This window comes from Leptospira dzoumogneensis, from assembly GCF_004770895.1.
Lineage (GTDB): Bacteria > Spirochaetota > Leptospiria > Leptospirales > Leptospiraceae > Leptospira_B > Leptospira_B dzoumogneensis.
Window position 1 is genome coordinate 781,245 of record NZ_RQHS01000005.1, and the last position, 17,628, is coordinate 798,872.

Annotated in this window: 14 protein-coding genes; 11 read left to right on the top strand and 3 right to left on the bottom strand. The window is 41.4% G+C overall.

Translation table 11 applies throughout. From position 1 onward, the window contains the following. Window positions 1–125 precede the first annotated feature (125 nt). The 3 genes from EHR06_RS05100 to EHR06_RS05110 all read left to right on the top strand — a co-directional run bounded on the left by EHR06_RS05100 (window position 126) and on the right by EHR06_RS05110 (window position 5,507). Entirely contained in the window at window positions 126–1,985 is a 1,860-nt protein-coding gene (locus EHR06_RS05100) for a PAS domain S-box protein (protein WP_135755991.1), read from the top strand. Next, a complete protein-coding gene (locus tag EHR06_RS05105; protein ID WP_135755992.1) occupies window positions 1,982–3,187 on the top strand; it encodes an EAL domain-containing response regulator in 1,206 nt (401 codons plus the stop codon). The genes EHR06_RS05100 and EHR06_RS05105 overlap by 4 nt, the downstream gene beginning before the upstream one ends. Window positions 3,188–3,284: 97 nt before the next feature. Beyond that, window positions 3,285–5,507, top strand: a complete 2,223-nt coding sequence (locus tag EHR06_RS05110; RefSeq protein ID WP_244288497.1) for a PAS domain S-box protein — start codon at window positions 3,285–3,287, stop codon at window positions 5,505–5,507. On the opposite strand, the gene EHR06_RS05115 is transcribed toward EHR06_RS05110, so the two are convergent. Genes EHR06_RS05115 through EHR06_RS05125 form a run of 3 tightly spaced genes read right to left on the bottom strand, consistent with a single transcriptional unit; the run spans window position 5,482 to window position 8,466 of the window. Next, on the bottom strand, window positions 5,482–6,204 hold the full coding sequence (locus EHR06_RS05115; RefSeq protein ID WP_135755994.1) for a glycosyltransferase family 2 protein: 723 nt from the start codon (window positions 6,202–6,204) through the stop codon (window positions 5,482–5,484). The two genes, EHR06_RS05110 and EHR06_RS05115, sit on opposite strands and share 26 nt — an antisense overlap. Window positions 6,205–6,209: 5 nt before the next feature. After that, entirely contained in the window at window positions 6,210–7,571 is a 1,362-nt protein-coding gene (locus EHR06_RS05120) for a multiheme c-type cytochrome (protein ID WP_135755995.1), read from the bottom strand. 10 nt (window positions 7,572–7,581) lie between these two features. Next, window positions 7,582–8,466 (bottom strand): sulfurtransferase, encoded by an 885-nt coding sequence (locus EHR06_RS05125; protein ID WP_135755996.1) that lies wholly within the window; start codon window positions 8,464–8,466, stop codon window positions 7,582–7,584. Between the two features lie 135 nt (window positions 8,467–8,601). On the opposite strand from EHR06_RS05125, the gene EHR06_RS05130 reads away from it, so the two are divergent. The 8 genes from EHR06_RS05130 to EHR06_RS05165 all read left to right on the top strand — a co-directional run bounded on the left by EHR06_RS05130 (window position 8,602) and on the right by EHR06_RS05165 (window position 17,621). Next, window positions 8,602–9,987, top strand: coding sequence for an MptA/MptB family glycosyltransferase (locus EHR06_RS05130; protein ID WP_135755997.1), 1,386 nt, complete (start codon window positions 8,602–8,604; stop codon window positions 9,985–9,987). A gap of 130 nt (window positions 9,988–10,117) precedes the next feature. Further along, window positions 10,118–10,702 (top strand): XRE family transcriptional regulator, encoded by a 585-nt coding sequence (locus EHR06_RS05135; protein WP_135755998.1) that lies wholly within the window; start codon window positions 10,118–10,120, stop codon window positions 10,700–10,702. Between the two features lie 405 nt (window positions 10,703–11,107). Beyond that, window positions 11,108–12,655 carry a sulfurtransferase gene (locus EHR06_RS05140; protein ID WP_135755999.1) on the top strand — a complete coding sequence of 516 codons (1,548 nt, stop codon included), beginning with the start codon at window positions 11,108–11,110 and terminating at the stop codon, window positions 12,653–12,655. Between the two features lie 82 nt (window positions 12,656–12,737). Then, window positions 12,738–13,106 carry a hypothetical protein gene (locus EHR06_RS05145; RefSeq protein WP_135756000.1) on the top strand — a complete coding sequence of 123 codons (369 nt, stop codon included), beginning with the start codon at window positions 12,738–12,740 and terminating at the stop codon, window positions 13,104–13,106. A gap of 18 nt (window positions 13,107–13,124) precedes the next feature. Continuing rightward, on the top strand, window positions 13,125–14,096 hold the full coding sequence (locus EHR06_RS05150; protein WP_135756001.1) for a hypothetical protein: 972 nt from the start codon (window positions 13,125–13,127) through the stop codon (window positions 14,094–14,096). Window positions 14,097–14,109: 13 nt separating this feature from the next. Further along, on the top strand, window positions 14,110–15,546 hold the full coding sequence (locus tag EHR06_RS05155) for a sulfurtransferase (RefSeq protein ID WP_135756002.1): 1,437 nt from the start codon (window positions 14,110–14,112) through the stop codon (window positions 15,544–15,546). Next, window positions 15,534–16,718, top strand: a complete 1,185-nt coding sequence (locus EHR06_RS05160) for a multiheme c-type cytochrome (RefSeq protein WP_135756003.1) — start codon at window positions 15,534–15,536, stop codon at window positions 16,716–16,718. Before EHR06_RS05155 ends, EHR06_RS05160 begins: the two co-directional genes overlap by 13 nt. 147 nt (window positions 16,719–16,865) lie before the next feature. Then, window positions 16,866–17,621, top strand: coding sequence for a hypothetical protein (locus EHR06_RS05165; RefSeq protein WP_135756004.1), 756 nt, complete (start codon window positions 16,866–16,868; stop codon window positions 17,619–17,621). Window positions 17,622–17,628 lie beyond the last annotated feature (7 nt).

Sequence of the window (17,628 nt, forward strand, 5' to 3'; positions counted from 1 at the left end):
CCTGCTGAGAAATTTCAATAGGCTTATGCTCTATATGGATTTCTGATAGCTAAAAATATTCGGATCGGATTTTTTTTAGGGAGAGAAACACGGGTTAAACGCCCCGTTTTTTCGTCGAATGCCTGATGCGATCCAATATTTTAATCATAGAAAATAGGGAAGAAGAATACATATGGATCCGAACTCTATTAGGAGGTATCGAGTCCTTTACTCCTAATTGTACCAGGGCCTTGGATTTTCAAGATGCCTTGGATAAGACCAAGACCGAATTTTTTGACGTTATATTATTCCAATACGATTCCCGGAATAGTTTAGATATTCTGGAGAAGTCCAAGATCCTTCTCCCCTTGATTGCGATCGCAGAAAATCAGGAAAGTAAGGAAGTCCTCAAAAATTCAAAGATCAATTTTTCGGATCTATTGAGTAAAGAGAGTGTGAACACGGATCTTTTGGATCGTTCTTTACGTTTAGTTATACAAGCTAAGACAACGGAAGAAAATCTAAATCTTCTTAAAATAGGGATCGAAAGATCCAAAGATATTTTTCTGATCACGGAAGCTTCTCCTATAGATGAGCCGGGGCCAAAGATCGTATATGTAAACGGAGCCTTTGAAAGGTTAACAGGTTATAAAAGGGAAGAAGTATTAGGAAAAACCCCAAGGATCCTGCAAGGCCCTAAGACGGATAGGATTGTGCTGGATCGGATTCGAAAGGCAATCTCCGAAGCCAAACCTTGCTTCGAAGAGATCATCAATTACGATAAAGATGGAAAGGAATATTGGATCGAGATGGATATCTTTCCTATCGTGAATGAGAAAGGTATAGTCACTCATTTGATGGGGATAGAAAGAGATATTACGGAAAGGCGAAACTCGGAGGAAAGGATCAGGCATTCACAAAAGATGGAAGCTGTAGGACAGCTCGCCGGCGGAATGGCTCATGACTTTAATAATCTATTAAATGTAATATTAGCAAATCTAGATCTTCTTGAAATGAAGTTGAAAGATTCGGAAGATCTGATGAAAAGGGTACGGTCCGCGCAGGACGCTATACAAAGAGGAGTCGAGATCAATAAAAGACTTCTTGCCTTTTCTAGAAAGCAGGCCTTGAATCCGGAATCATGCGACGTAAACCGGGTATTAAAGGACTTTGTTCCCATACTGGACAGGATCAGGACTGAAAAAATAGAGATCGAATACGAGATCGCCGACGAAAAGACGGTTTGCGACATAGAAAAGACCGGATTAGAGAACGCGATACTCAATCTTGCATTAAATGCAAGGGATGCTATGCCCGATGGCGGTAAAATATTTATTTCCACTGGGTTTGTTCGTAATGGAGATACAAAAGGGCCTAAAATTTCCGGTTTGGAGGCAAAGGATTATTTTTTGGTTACCGTTACGGACACCGGGACGGGCATGGACGATATCACTAAAGCCCGTATTTTTGATCCCTTTTTTTCGACCAAGGGAGGTGGAAAAGGAACCGGTTTGGGATTGACCATGGTTTACGGTTTTGTAAAACAATCGAACGGTTTTTTAAAAGTTATCACAGCACCGGAATATGGTTCCAGTTTTCTAATATTCTTGCCCCTGCATGAGCAGGCAAAGAACGAGCAACTTACCGTGGCCAAAAAGAAAACTTTGGTCATGGAAGAAAATCGAGAAACTGCCGAACTTGCCTGTGTATACTTAAGAGAACTGGGATACGAACCTCACGTGAGTTCGGATATGAAACGGTTGGCAAAATTTTTCTCAGGCGATCCAGAGATCTCTTTCGTATTGTTGGACCTCCAACTAGCGGATTCCAAAGGAATAGATCTGAAAAAAGAACTGGAAAGATTCGGTTCCGGAAAAATAATCGCTACTTCTTCGAGCCGAGGAGAAAGTTTAGAACTTCCTAATACTATTCCTCTGGTCCGAAAACCTTATACCAAAACCTCATTGAAAGAAGCGGTTCGTAATATCGGAGAAATTCTTCCATGACGGATTTAAGAAATTCTAAAAAACTTCTGATCCTGGACGATGAAGAAGAGATTGCAAAGATCTTGGGAGAGATCGCGGTAGATTGCGGTTTTGAAGTTTCCCTATCTCATACTGCTCCTGATTTTTTAGATAAAGTAGATCCAAGCTTTGATTGTGTGATCTTAGATCTGATGATCCCGGGAATGGACGGGGTAGATGTGATCCGCTTCTTGTCCGAAAAAGAGGTTCATCCCGATGTGATCTTGATCTCGGGTGCGGATAGGAGAACCCTTCACAGCGCAGAGACATTAGCCGGCGAATATGGATTACATATCGCAGCAGTTATGGAAAAGCCGATCCGAGTTTCCGATATCCGAAATACATTATCTGCGATCGCTGAAAAAGAATCGGATATTTCTTCCCGCACTAAAACCGGCGGGAAAGGAAAATCGGGACCCACCTTCGAGAAGGAAGAAGTTCTGGACGCAGTCCGTTCCGATCAGTTCGTATTATTTTATCAGCCTAAGTTCGATCTAAAAACGGGAAGGGTGGAAGGTTTCGAGGCCCTGGTAAGATGGAACCATCCAAAACTTGGATTGGTTTTCCCTGATTCATTTTTACCTTTGATGGAAAAAGAAACTGCAATCTTAAATCTGATGACGGAGAAGATCATAGATATCGCTCTGGATGAGACAAGGATCTGGCATACAAACGGGCGAAAACTGCGTGTTGCGGTTAACGTTTCTCCCGTAACTTTAACCGAGTTGGACTTTCCGGAAAGGATACTTGCTAAAATTAAGAATAAAGGAATTCCACAAAGCCAATTCCAAATGGAGATCACGGAAACAGGGTTTTTGGAGAACATTCGTTTTACTCAGGATATTTTGACCAGGCTTAGGATCAGAGGGATAGGTTTGTCCATTGATGATTTTGGTACAGGCTATTCTTCTCTAAAACAATTACATAGATTTCCTTTTACCGAGCTGAAGATAGACAAGTCCTTCGTTATGGATTCCCCAAGGGATAGGGAATCCTTGTTTATTTGTCAGGCTTCCGTTGATTTAGGGCATAAGTTAGGAATGAATGTCGTTGCGGAAGGGATAGAGACTGTAGAAGTAGAAAGATTGATGAAAGAAGCGGGTTGTGATGTGGGGCAGGGTTATTATTATTCTAAACCTGTTCATCCGGAAAAAATCCCAGAAATTCTTTCCAAATTCGGTTAACAATAATACCCTTGGCAGAATGTCCTCGGGAAATAGCAACAAACCATCGGAACAAGCGGTTCCGGGCCGAATTCCCGAAATAAATCAAGAATCAAACTTGGTATTCGATCATATACCTGACGCATTTATATTTGCGGACTTAGAATGGAACCTAACGTATGTAAATGAAAAGGCGGAGGAAGTCTTACGCAGACCGAAAGAAAGCCTGATCGGTAAAAATATACTTACGGATTTTCCAAGAACATTCGGAACGGATCTCGAAACCCAATACAAAAAGGCACAAGAAACCGGCAAACCCCGCATATTCGAAACATTCTTCGAACCTTTTAATTCATGGATAGAAGCCAGGATCTATCCTAGGCCTGATGGATTTTTAGTTTATTATTTGGATATCACCCAAAGGAAGAAAAAAGAGATCTCTTGGGCAATTGGAGAAAGTTTACTCTGGGATATCTCCACTTCCGACACTCTCAGCTCCGCATTCGGAAAAGTACTAAAGACTTTAATTAAAAATACTGCATGGACTTACGGACAGATCTGGAGATCCAAAGATAATACAGTTTATATAAACGAAGAAGATCCGTATGCTTATGATTCGGATCTTCAGCTTCTATTTAGAAAAGAATCCATAAATAAATTTTTCAGCATCAAAGAAGGAATACTGAAGAAGGTCAGCGAATCGGGAGAATTGTACTTTATCCCTGATCTTGCAGCAGATAGCTCATTAAAAAGAGGGGACGCAGCGTTAGCCGCGGGCTTTCGTTCTTGGCTGGGAATCCCTATACTTTCTCACGGAAGATTTTACGAAATAGAACTCCTTTCTGAGAGAGTTCTGAATCCGGAAGAAGCATACTTGGATCTTCTTGGAGTAGTTTCCAAAAGATTCGCGGAGATAGTAAGCAGAAGGGTCGCAGACGAAGAAAGAAAAGCGCTGATAGAACTTTCTTCCGAGATCATACTGAGTTTGGATTCCAACTGCTTGATCCGAAGGACAAATTCGGCCTTTCAAAGGATCTTAGGTTACGAAAGAAAATATATTAAAAATAGAAGTTTGTTGGAATTCCTGCATCCGGATGATGCGGAATTCACTAAACAGAAAATTTCCTCGGGTTCCAAGGAAGGATTCGAAAATCGTTACATTACAAAAGATGGAAAGATCCGTTATATAAACTGGAATACGGTCCGTCTTCCGGATTCGGAAACGATCTTTTGTATCGGCAGGGATATCACGGAAGAAAAAGAATGGAACGATTCTCTTAGGCAATTACAAAAGATGGAGGCAGTCGGGCAGCTCGCGGGAGGAATGGCCCATGATTTTAATAATCTTCTGAATATCATCTTGGCAAATTTGGATCTTTTAGAATTAAACCTAAGAGAGACTCCCGAGTTATTAAAAAGAGTATTCTCCGCGCAAGACGCGGTCAGAAGAGGCGCTGAACTCAACAGGAGATTATTGGCATTTTCCCGTAAACAGGCCTTAAACCCGGAACAGACCGATGTGAGTCATGTGATCTCCGACTTTGCGGACATACTCACCCGGATCCGAAATGATATAGTTAGTATAGAATTTTGTTTCGAAGACTTTCCTATGATCTGTTCTTTCGAGAAGAATGGCCTGGAAAATGCACTTCTAAATCTTTGTTTGAACTCGAGAGATGCGATGCCTCAGGGAGGAAGAATTTTAGTAAGCACCGGATTTTCTCCCGCAGGAAAAGAACATAGATCTATGATCCCGGGATTTGTGGATATGGAAGACGCGTGTATCATTTCAGTAAGAGACGAAGGGACCGGAATGGATTCGGGAGTGCTCGAAAGATTATTCGAACCATTCTTCACTACTAAACAATCAGGGAAGGGGACCGGTCTTGGAATGCCGATGGTTTACGGATTCGTAAAACAATCCAACGGAATGGTACATGTTCATAGTGAGATTGGTAAGGGAACTTGTGTGGAGATTTTTCTACCATTAAGCAGAAGTCCTGAGATCACTTATGAAAATAGGAATGAAAAGGTCTTAGTATTAGAGAGAAATTTAAAAGGCCAAACGTATTTAGCTGCATTATTAAGAAGATTAGGTTTAGAAATATTTCCGGCTTACGATATTCAGGAAGCAAAAACTATTTTAGAAAATTATCCGGAGATGTATGCCATCTTTGCGGAAGAAGAGATCCTTTCCGAAAACTCCGATTGGGAAAAATTTAAGAATAAGGATCGGATCATAGTAATTTCCGAATGGAATTCAAGATCTGATCTTGATCCTTCTTTGAAAGTTTTGAAAAGGCCTTATACTTGGACTAAGCTGAAAAAAATGTTAACTTAAAGAAAATATAAAGTATCTTCACGCCTGCTTTCAGGCTTCCTATCAAATTCCCGCTGATCTTGGATTTTCCGCCTTTTCTTCTTCTATACTGAACTGGAACTTCTTGGATCTTGAACTTCTTTCGGATGGCTTTGATCTGCATTTCCAAATTCCATCCCCATGTGGGATCTTGTAGATGCAGATCCAATAAAGACTGCCATCTTAGAACACGAAATGGTCCTAGATCCGTAAATTTTACCCCGTAAAAAGTCCGGATCAAAAAGCAAGAAAGCCAGTTCCCGAACTTCTGCAGGAAAGATAAGGAACCAGGCTCCGCATTCCCTAAAGTTCTGGAACCTATCACAAAATTCGTATTTGGCTCTTGGGAGAATGGGAAAAATAGATCTTTTAGATTGTCGAGATCATCCGATCCATCCGCATCCATGAATACTATAAACTCGGGTGAAATTTTTTTTTCCTGAAGATAATGAATGCCTGCTAAACATGCTGCCCCGTAACCTCTTTTCGGTTCTTGGACTAAGATAACCCCTGCATCGATCGCGATCTGCGGAGTAGAATCTTTGGAGCCATTATCCAAGATCAAAATTTGTTTTGGTGAGATCCCAAGTTCGAAGAGAGAATCCAAAACCTTAGGTAAGGATTCTTCTTCATTTAGAGCGGGGATCAAAAATTTGGAATTTGCCCAGGGAGCCGACAAATGATCTATTCTCCTCTTCTGTTCTTGGAGATCCTGAAAAGTTCCTCAGCAGAATAGATCCTGCTTTTTCCGGAATTTAGATCTATGTCTTCTTTATGAACTAAACTGGAAAAAGGATAAAAATTTTCTATTTCAGAGATCTTTTTGCGAAGATCAGAGTGAACGTTCTCACTATTCTTTCTCATATGTTCCGCATTAGACTCTTTCAGTCGAGTATGATAAATTTCGAATACTATCTTAGAATTCCCTTTTTCAATCCCGGTAAACAGATCCTTCCAGACTTTGGTCTCTCCCGGAAGGATACGAGTGTCCGCAACCAGTCTCGCCTTAGGATACCATTCCCATTCTTGTCCGAATTTGATCTCTTTAGTTGCCGTAGATTTGCCTTTCGAGTCCAATAACGAAATTTTCAGAAGTATAAATCTTTCAGGATCTCCGGTGGGGATATTATGGGCCGCTTTTTCATTCTTAAGAGAAACTGAATATTCTAGATCGTTTCCTTTTTTATTCCACTGGACCGGTTCGATCTTCAACCCGGTCTTATATCCTCCGGGGATCTGCTTTTCATAGAGTTCGAATTTTTTGGGAACTCCACCTCCTATAAAGGAATGTTTATGAGAAGTTCTGATCGGAGTATTTAGTTCAGGTTTAACTAATTTGCGCTGTAATTCTCCCATATGGCAGGAACCACAGGCGATATTTCCGTGGGAATTCCCTTCTTGTTTCAACTCGTTCCCCGTTTTGAAAGCGCATACCAATTGGTCGTCCAAAACATAATTTGCATTATGGCAATCCAGGCATCGATTCCTCAATTTATCCGGATCTATCTTTACTGGATGAGGAGGTTTCGTATTACCGTTTGCTCCTAATACGTAGGAATTTCCCTGTTCATCTAAACGAACATGGCAAACCGCACAGGTAACACCTTCTGCCTTCATCTTAGGATCGAATTTCGGATTCGGTTCCTCTATAGGAGTTCTATAATCTCCGTTATTTAGATAGTTGACCAAAGTTTCTCTCTGGTTTGCAACGGGAGTATGGCAGTTTAGGCAAAGCCAGCGAGGAGAAGAAGACTTAGAAAGTTCGGACTGGAACTGCAGGTCCGAAAGTGCATTTGCATGAGTGGATGTTTTCCATTCCGCGTAAATTTCCTTATGGCAATTCCCGCAATTTTCCGCTCGAACTTCCCCGACTCCTGCAAGGGGAGGAAGATGGGGCAAAGGTTTGGACCAAGGCGCCTCGGAAAATACCTCATTCACAGGGACCGGTTTATCTTTCGGTTTTGTAAAAATACAATAGAACAGACTAACAGCCGAGGATAAAGATAAGACCGCTAATATGAAACTTCTTCTTTTATTTAAGAACATTATAAAATTTTTATTTAATTACTAAGGGATGATTTTGGTCGCCCTTAGAAGACCATTCCCACATAGATCCTGCGTAATTTTTTGCATTATAGCCTAAGGAAACCAGAACGGATGTCATCCAACCGGATCTTACTCCCCCGGTACAATAAGAGACTACGGTCTTATCTTTGGAAATCCCTAATTCATAGAGTTTGGCAAGTATCTTGGATTCACCCAAAAGATAACCGTCCTTATCCAAAAATTGTTTGTAATAGATCCATTTCGCTCCAGGAAGATGTCCTCCTCTGGATTCTCCGTAAGGAGTCTGCCCTAAAAATTCTCTTTCTTCTCTGGTATCTATGAAAGCGAATTTTTTATCCGAAAGTTCGGATTGGACCAATTTGGAATCCGCAGACCAGCCTTTGTTTTCGGAAGTGGAAGAGTTTACCTGGGAAAGTATTTCAGGACGTTTAGGAACGGGAGAAGTGGAAGCCTTCTGTAATGCGTTAATTCCTCCATCCACGATAAAAGATTTAGAAAAACCTAATGTACGCAGGGACCAAACGATCCTGCCTTCTTCTCCCCATCCTCCTGCAGGATCTCCGAATACCAATACGATCTTGCTTCCATCCAGACCTTTTTTGCGTAATACTTCCTTCGCTTCGGAAGCCTGAGCTAAATTCCCTTGGTTCGGAAATTCTTTTTGAGAGATTTCCTGCCAGCCCAATGGGACGGCCTTGGAAAAGCTGGAAATTTTGATACCTTCTCTTGCGTCCACGAACACTGCGCCTTGTCCGTGCAAATATAATGCTTCCGGTGCGCTGATGAACCATCCTCTGACTCCGGAAAGTTTTTCGGAGGCGAGAAGGGACTGGGAAACGAATAATACTAGGGCAAAAGAGATGATCAGTTTCATTTGGGCCAACTCTGATTTGGGATTAAATTGCGTCAATAAACAATACAAAAATTCCTATATAACAGAATATTTTTAATATCACAGAAGATTATCCCGTATTTTAATGGTGTTTAACAGTGAAAAGGAAAATGGATCTTGGAATTCGAAAGGAATAAAAAAAGAAGAAGCAGAGGCATTACAGATCGAATCAACCTGACCTGGATCCTGGCTGCTCTTGCGTATTTAAGCATTTTTTTATTCTGGGAACTGAAGAACCAAGGAAGAAGTTTAAACGGAAATTTATACATTCTTGGATTTTGCGGGTTAAGTGTAGTCTACGGATCTTTATTTTTTTCTAAAACTTTTGAAACTCCCACAAGATTAAGTTTTGTTTTAGGAATTCTACTTCGTATTGTTTTGATCTTTTTTACGCCTATTTTCGAAGATGATTGGGCTCGCTACCTTTGGGATGGATGGATCAGTTCCGAAAAAGGAAGTCCTTACGGGATCACTCCCGAATCTTTTTTTGGGGAATCAGATCCCACTAGAACTGAAATACTTTCCAGGATCAATCATCCTGATTGGCCCACCATCTATGGCCCTGTGCTCGAGATCTATTTTTATCTGGTCCATCTTCTATTTCCCTGGAAACTCTGGGCTCTTAAACTTTTTCTTTTGATCCCGGACATTCTTCTATTCTTTTTGATCAAGACTAAGTATGGCACTCGTTCTTCCGCATTATATTTTTGGAATCCCATCCTGATCAAAGAGATCTTTCTAAATTCTCATCCGGATATCATTGGGATCTTTCTTCTGTTTTATTCTTTTTATTTAGCGGAGAAGTCTAGGTTTCGTTTAGGCTTTTTTATTTGGGGACTCAGCATTGCCGTAAAAGGATTCGGAGTATTTCTTTTTCCTTTCTTGTTGAAACAATATTGGGACAAAAATCATAATTGGAGAAGAGCAGTGGTAGATGCGGCTTTTTCCATTTTAGGAGTAGCCTTAGCATATTCTCCCTTTCTATTCTTTTCACAAGAGACTGATTTTACCGCTCTTAGTAGATTTATAGGAAGTTTTACATTCTTTCCTTTGGGTTATAATATTCTTCATGGTTTATTCGGTGAATTCTCTCGAGTTTTCTGGGCGATCCCTGCACTTATTAGTATATTATTCTTTTTGAATAAATTACACTCTACGGATTTGGGAGAAGAGGAGAAGATAGGGATTACATTCTTCTTATTCTTCTATTTTTCGCCGGTGGTAAATGCTTGGTATTTGCTTTGGATGTTCCCATTTTTACTTAGAGGGTCTGCGGTTTTCTGGCCTTCTTGGTTGTTTTTGTTCTTGGGCCAGGTATCTTACTTGAACTACGCAAACCTGGGAGATTGGAAGTCGGTATTAGAAAAAGGTTATTATGCTCATCCTGATATAATTCTATTTTTAGCAGGTTATATATTCCTTCCCGTTATTTTTCTTTGGTACCGGATTAGATTTTCTTCTAAAATCTCTCATTCCCTCGAAAAACCATCTCTTTTGGGCTAAATCGGATTTTTTTCTCCTTTTAAAGAATTTTGATTGTTATTTTGAACAGTATTTCCAATAAGTTGGATGAAATATTGCTATAGCTGTTTGGAAAAACAAAATTCCGGAATATGGAAAGGAGGACCAGCGTATGCCAACGATCGATCCGATTGAAAGAGGTTTAATACAATCTATTGGAACCTTGGTTCGAAAGAGAAGACAGGAATTGGGTCTTTCTCTTGGAAAGCTTGCCGAATTATCACAGGTAAGTAGAGGGATGTTGAGTCTGGTGGAATCCGGAAAGGCAGCTCCTTCAATCGCATTATTATGGAAAATTTCGAAGGCGATCCGTATGCCTTTGTCCAGCCTTATGGAATTTTCTAAGGAAGAATTTCCTAAAATTTTCAGGAAAGAAGACTCCAGCGAAAATTCAGTAGAAGAGAACCAGTATGTGATCCGTCCTCTTCTCCATGAAGAAACTAGATTTCAAACTAGATTATTCGAGATCAGGCTTCTACCGGGTGTTGCCAAAACATTCATTACAAAAGTACAATCCAAACAAAGACAGAATTTATTCCTACAATCTGGCGCACTTCGTTTGAAGGTGGGCGGCAAATGGTTCGATTTGCAGGAAGGAGACAGCATGACCTTCTTAGGAAAAGATCTGCAAGAACTTGCAAATTTAGGGGAGAAGGACTCCTACCTGATCTGGTCCTCTTCTCTTTCCGATGACTGAAATAGATTTCCGGTTTTGTTTAAGTTCGATTCTTCCAAAATCACACTATCCATGTAAAAAGGATCCGATCTTTCGGATCCTTTTTTGTTTTTATCGGGTTAAAAATCACTTTATGAAAAGGTAATTTCGATTTTCTGAATATTCTGCTTTAACGGAAAATGACGTGCCCTCGGGTACAAAAACTATTTTCCGGATCCATTTTGTTTCCCATTTTTTCATGTTTATTCTGTTTTGTTTAAAAAATTGATCCTTTATTATAATATATTGTTCAATCTATTGGATTATTTGTTCGTTATATTGAAATAATCTTGGTAAAAACGGAGCCTTTTCTCGACTTTGTGTTTAGAGTCCGCAGTGGAATAAACATGAGGGAACCCCGATCGGACCAGCATTTAGGAGAACAAAATGAAAAATACGCTCATTTATTCGAGCCTCCTGGCAATTGCGCTGGGATTACTCGGGAATTGTGGAGAGGGATCTTCTGACAGTTCCGCTGCAGCATTGGCTGCTCTTGGAGGAGGAACTTCAAGTGTGAAAGTAGCAAGTGCTTCCGATCTGTCTATCGAGTCTGCGGATGATTATAACGATAACCAATACGGTCTGATCACTGCGGCTACTTTAAGAAGCTGGGTTAACGATTGGGCAAACAATAAACCTGCGGGGATTACCGGAAACCTAGTAATCTACCAAGCGAATAAAGCTGGAACGGATGCGAATAAAAGTTTAATCCTTCCTAAAACCGGCGTAAAAGTTTTTGTCGCGGTTACAGGAAATAACACTGCTTTATATTCTTGGAAAACTTTTAGAGAGACCAGATACAACGGTTTGATCTCTATTCCAGGCGGTACTGCAACCACCGGAGGTAACGGACTTTTAAGCGGAGCAAGTGTAGATGAGTGGTTCCAAACTTACGGAGTAGATCCTACTAAGGACCTGATCGTATTTGCAAGCGGTAACGGAGACAACTACGGATCCATCGGCCACCAGCATTATACATTAAGATATTGGGGAGTTGCTCACCAACATCTTGCAATCCTGAACGGAAGTATCAAAGGACAATTTCCTGAAGCGGAATTGGGTAATGATACTGACGAGTCCGTTCCTCCTTTGAACGGGACTTTCTCTGTTAAACAACTTAAGAATGTTGATAACAGAATTCTAACATTAAGTATCGAAGATACGATCGAAGTTGCTAAGAACAACGGTCATCATAGTGTGAAAGGACTTTCCTCCACTGTTCTGATCTCGGATAACAGAACTGCGAACAATAACAACGATATCAGCGTTTATACTTCTTCTGCTGGATGGCAGGAGTATAACGGTGGAGAGAACACCACTGGAACTACTAAGTCCGGAGGAGGAGCTGTCGCTTTTGAAGGTCACTTGAAAGGTGCGGTTTTCGTTCCTCACTACAATCTTGTAGATCGTTCTACTTTGGATAACACTTATGCTTATGGAGCTTCCGCTGCCGGAACTTTTAACACTCTTAAGTTCAAATCCAAAGCGGATGTTAAGGATATCTGGGACACTTACGGAACCACTGGCGGACCTAACTCAGGTGCACCTGCATACGAAGAAGGCCAGACTATTCTTCAATACTGCAGAACGAATACCAGAACTCAAACAAGTGGAATTTCAACTCAGCTGATCTTAGGACGTCCTTCCGTATTCTTAGAAGATGGATGGAGTATCTTCGGATTCTTGGCAGGAAACTTTCCTTCCGGAAATTTCAATGATGATGTGACTGCGGGAGCTTCTTCTTATCCTTCCGTTCCGGTTAAATTTGCCGCGGACGTTCAAGGTGCGATCGAGTCCGGCGCGAGAGGATCCGGATTGGGAGCTCATTATAATACAGGTGTGAAAAAATCCACTGTGGATTATTTCCAGATCAATTCATCGGCGACCACAACCAAACAAGCATTCGTAGAGGATTGGAACTACAAAAATCAATAAACTACGTTATACAACGGGGGCGGAGATATCTCCGCCCCTTTCAATTCTGTAACATAAAATAAAAAGAGGGAGTTACTGCTTTATGAAAATATTATACATCTCGGCGCTGATAGGCGCATTATTCTTCTCATCTTTGGATGTAATTTTAGCCTCCGGTGGATTCGGAGGAGGCGGGGTGGCCGGACAGGCACTTCGCGGAAAAGAAAGGGAAAAATTCAATCTAGGCAAGGCTATCTATAACGGAGAAGTCGCCCTGGACACGAAAAAAGAAGATCTCGCAAAAACCCAAAAAAACAGGTTGGAATACCTACAAGGCTCTTTACCCAACTCCGAAAAAGGAAGGGTCAACTTAGAGGATTTAGCAGGTAAATTATCCGAAGAGCAGATTTCCGCTTTGGAATTTTTCGTAAGTATCCGCTTCAATGTGAAGTTGGAGGAGAAGAAGGATTAATCAGGGAATCTTTATATAATGAAATTATTATTTAAGAAGGGAGTTTTTCTTCCCCTTCTATTTTTGGCCCAACCTTTTTTTATAGGGGAATTATTTTCCCAGACGGTTTGGGCGCCTTATCAAAGACAATTATGGGTCCGGACTACTGCGGTAAATTCGGTTTATAATTCGGCATATGTGGGAAAATACCATAACACTTACGACGATGATGTTCGGATCAACGTAGGCGCTCTTGCTTTCGAGTATGGGATCACAGACAGACTTACCGTGGATCTGCAAACCGGTTTTGGTAAATTAGGAAGGGTCCAATTGATAGATCGTTATTTTGGAACTCTAACTTCTCCGGAACAACCGGATAAGTACGGGATCATAGATTCCAGAGCAGGTTTACGTTATAAGGTTTTGGATGAATACGATTATGATTCCATTTGGGTTCCGACAGTCAGCGTTCGGATCGGCGGGATCAAAAAAGGTGATTATGATAGGAACCCTCAGGCCTTGGGAGATGGAGCAAACGGCGCCGAAGTAAATATCTATTTAGGTAAAGACTTTAATGTTTGGGGACTTGGTGCTTTGGGTGAATGGAGTTATCGAAAAAGAGAAAGACCTGTGCCCGATGATATTCTTTATTACGGAGCCTTGTATAAACGTTTCTTCGATTCATTTATTTTCATAGTCGGAAGCAGGGGACAGATCGGTCAGGGAGGATATGCATTTGCCGATCCAAGAGGAACACCTCCATTAAACTTGATCCAGGTAAATCCGCCTTCCATTGCACCTTTTGGAACGGATTGGTACAATTATTATCTAGAACATGAAAGGCCCGCCTGGGGAAGAAAGGAAATCTATCATAACCTGGAAGTGAGTTTAGGTTATACGGATAAGTACGGGAATTATTATAACTTCTTCTATTCTCATACCTATGCCGGTTATAACACCGCAATCTTAAGAACCTTCGGGTTCCTGATCAATTTTCCATTTAACTTGTAGATCGGAGGAGAATATGTTCGGTTTAACAATTAGAAATTTAGGAATTTGTTTATCATTAATTCCTTTTTTGGGAGCCTGCGATGCTCCGGAGTATCTCACTCCGTATCAAAAGCTTGCTTTAATACAACCCGTGGAGGTGTTCAATACGTCTCAACTTTTGTCCGTATCGAGCGACGACTATAATAGCAATACATACGGACTTATCACCGCTTCCACTTTGGAAGCTTGGAGATCCAATTGGGCGGCAAATCATCCTCCTGCGATCGGTGGAAGATTGATCATCTTTCAGATCAGCGGAGGAGCACTTGCGGGTTCTTATGTAAGACCTGAGACTGGTGTAAGAGTGTATGGGATCAGTGCGAGTTCTACCGATTATACATTTTTCGGACAGACCAGATTTAACGGCCTGCTCGATACCGAGACAATTGTTCCGGAGGGGAAAAATATAGATGCGTTCTTAAAACGTTTCGGTGTGAACCCTACAACCGATCTGATCGTTCTTGCACAGGATGTTCCTTCGGATGGAAATCTGATGATGACTCTTCGTTCCTGGTATACATTGTATTATTGGGGAGTGGAAAAAACACATCTTGCAGTTTTGAACGGTGCTGTCTCCACTAAGATCGCGGCTTCTCAGCTCACTGGCGGGTCTTCCTACACTGTTCCCACAAGCGACGGAGCAGGAGCCGTAGGAAGTTTATATAGAGATCATACTATCTTGCAGGCTACATTGGCGGATGTTTTTAACGCAGTGCAAGGGATCACAAATCCGACATTCACAGGTTCCACTCCTGCTCCTGCCGGAGGAAGTTTCATATTAGATGCGAGAGCTTCTACCGAATATGACGGGACCGGATCCACTGTGGGGCCTTCTAATTATACCTGCGCGGATACTCCAAGTTGTTACACATCTTTTGAAGGTCATATCAAAGGTGCTAAAAACATTTGGTTCACGAATTTTATCAATGCGAATAAGGAGTTCCTGCCGAAATCGGATCTTCAAAATTTACTCGCATCCAACGGATATGCGGAAGGACAAACTGTTCTCACATATTGCAGAACGAATGTAAGATCTTCTATCACCGGATTTGCTACTCTTGCGATCCTGGGATATCCTACCAGATTTTATGACGGCTCTTGGGTGGAATGGGGATCTCTTGCTTATGATTCCAACGGCGCTTGGTCCAATCTAAGTGCTGTATCCTCTTGGAGAACGGATCGTTCTTCAGTGACAGAGTCAATCACGTATAACGTAGGAAGGTCAGGGATAGACGCATCCAATATTTCTAATTTAGGAACTTATTTCACTCCGGAACGCAGCTTTGCGAAAGGTACGAATGATATCATAGACCAGGATAAAAAATATCTCTCAGGTTCCGCTTCTTCCGGCGGCGGGGGAGGTGGCGGCGGTTCAGGAGGAGGTGGAGGAGGAAATCCTTGCGGAGGATAACCTCTCTCTTCTTCTTCGCCGCTTTGATCGCGGCAGCCTTCTTCTTATTATTTTGTAAAGAAGAAGGGTTTCACCAGAGGCATTGGGCATTCCCCCTCGAATCCCAAGGCTCGATTACAGTAGATCCGAACCCGGCCTCTTGCGGGAGCTGCCATTTACAACAGTTCGGTTCCTGGAAGTCGACTCTTCACTCCCGGGCCATCGGCCCGGGCTTTCTTTGGCAATTACCTAGGATCGGAAAACACGGATCCGAAAATTGTATGAACTGCCATAGCCCAAATCCTGAAACCAAAACATTATTATTCTCTCGTTTAGGTTGGGAAGAAGCCTCCGGCTCTGCTTGGAAATCAGGCTCCGAAGAAAACGGAGTACAATGTGCAAGCTGCCATCTCCGAAAAGGAAAAGTTTACGGGCCGTTCCCAAAAGACGGGAATAAGGATAGAATATTCCAAAATTCGAATATTCCTCACCAAGGTTTTATTCCTCAAAAAGAATTCGAAGAGTCCGAATTTTGTAAAAACTGCCACCAATCTCCTGAAACTGCAAAACAGGTAAACGGAAAGTTCCTGATGGATACGTACGGACAATGGAGAAGGTCCGAATTTGCAAGATCGAATGTACAATGCCAGAACTGCCATATGCCTGACAGAAAACATGAATGGAAAGGTATCTCCGATCCGGAAATGGTAAAACAAGGAGTCCAAACATTCTTACAAGTTTTACCAAAAGAAGAAGGCGCCGAAATTCTCGCCGAACTAAAGAACTCCGGCGTAGGACATTCTTTCCCAAGTTATTCAGTCCCGAAAGTATATCTAGAAGTTTGGACAGAATCTATAAAGGGAGAAAGAAGAAAGATCTCCGAGAAAACTTTAGGCTGGATGTTGGATCTGGAATTGCAGAAGGAAATTTACGATACAAGACTTTCCCCGGGAGAATCCGCTCTTCTTCGCGTAAACTTATCAAAAGAAGAATTTTCTAAACTCAAAAGAGTGGAATTCATAGTAACAGTAGATCCGAAAGAATATTATAAAAGAATGTTCCAAGACAATTGGAATTACAGAGATACTTTCCGAGAAGATACAAAACCCTGGGTGCTGCCTCACTTGAAAAAAGCTCTCGAAGAAGCGAATGCCGCAAAGTATGAATTAGTTCGAAAAGAATGGAAAATCTAGGAATTCCAACATCGGATCCCAAAAAAATCAACTTGAATAGAATCACTTTTTGTGATAATGCCTTGTGGGTACCTCCGCGCCTTAGCACCTCTGCGTGCAAAAAACTAGTTTCCCAATTCACAGTAGAGTCCCAAACTCATCCCGAGTATGGCATCTCTATCTGAAGAATCTGAATTTCCTAAATTGATAAGCGCTTATAGAGAGGCTCTAAAAAGAAGATATTCCAAAAACAATCTTTCCAAATATCCGAAGTTCTCCTCTATTCCGGAAGAAAAGGTGGATCTTTTGGTGCGTTACTTTCTGGAACTTCTATACCCTGAATACGAGGGAAGGAAAAAATTAGACGGTGCATTCGAATCATTGGCGGGATTTGTACATTCACCTCCAAAAGTATTCGGACTTCTAGGCTCTTTGAGTATGGCAGTATTCAAACTGGGCCGACATTTAAGATCCGCATTCCAAGCAGGATTTGCTGCGTTACATTCTTATGTAACCGCTCATAGATTCGAAGAGATCATGTTCTCCAAGGCAAAAGAATTATTAAAAGAGGGAAAGGATCTCCAAAACAAATCGAATTTTGATCAAGTGCTTGCTTCCGTTTCTAAAAAAGATGCGGATGAGTTCAGACAAGATATCTTAAAACTATTCGCAACACTTTCAGACAAGGAACTTCTTTCTAAGATCAAACAACTCATGGATGCAGTTGTTAAAACAATGAAGTCCAAACCTAAAACTTATACTCCTGAAGAAGTAGAAGGTATCATGTTAGGTGCAGGAATTCTCACAAAAGGAGAAGAATTGTTTTCAGGAATGACTAGAGAAGAAATGGATCTGATCTTAGAAGCGATCGATCAAGTGGAGAAGGATGCGTTTGAAGAAGCGATTGCTTCTGTTACTAGGTAAATAACCC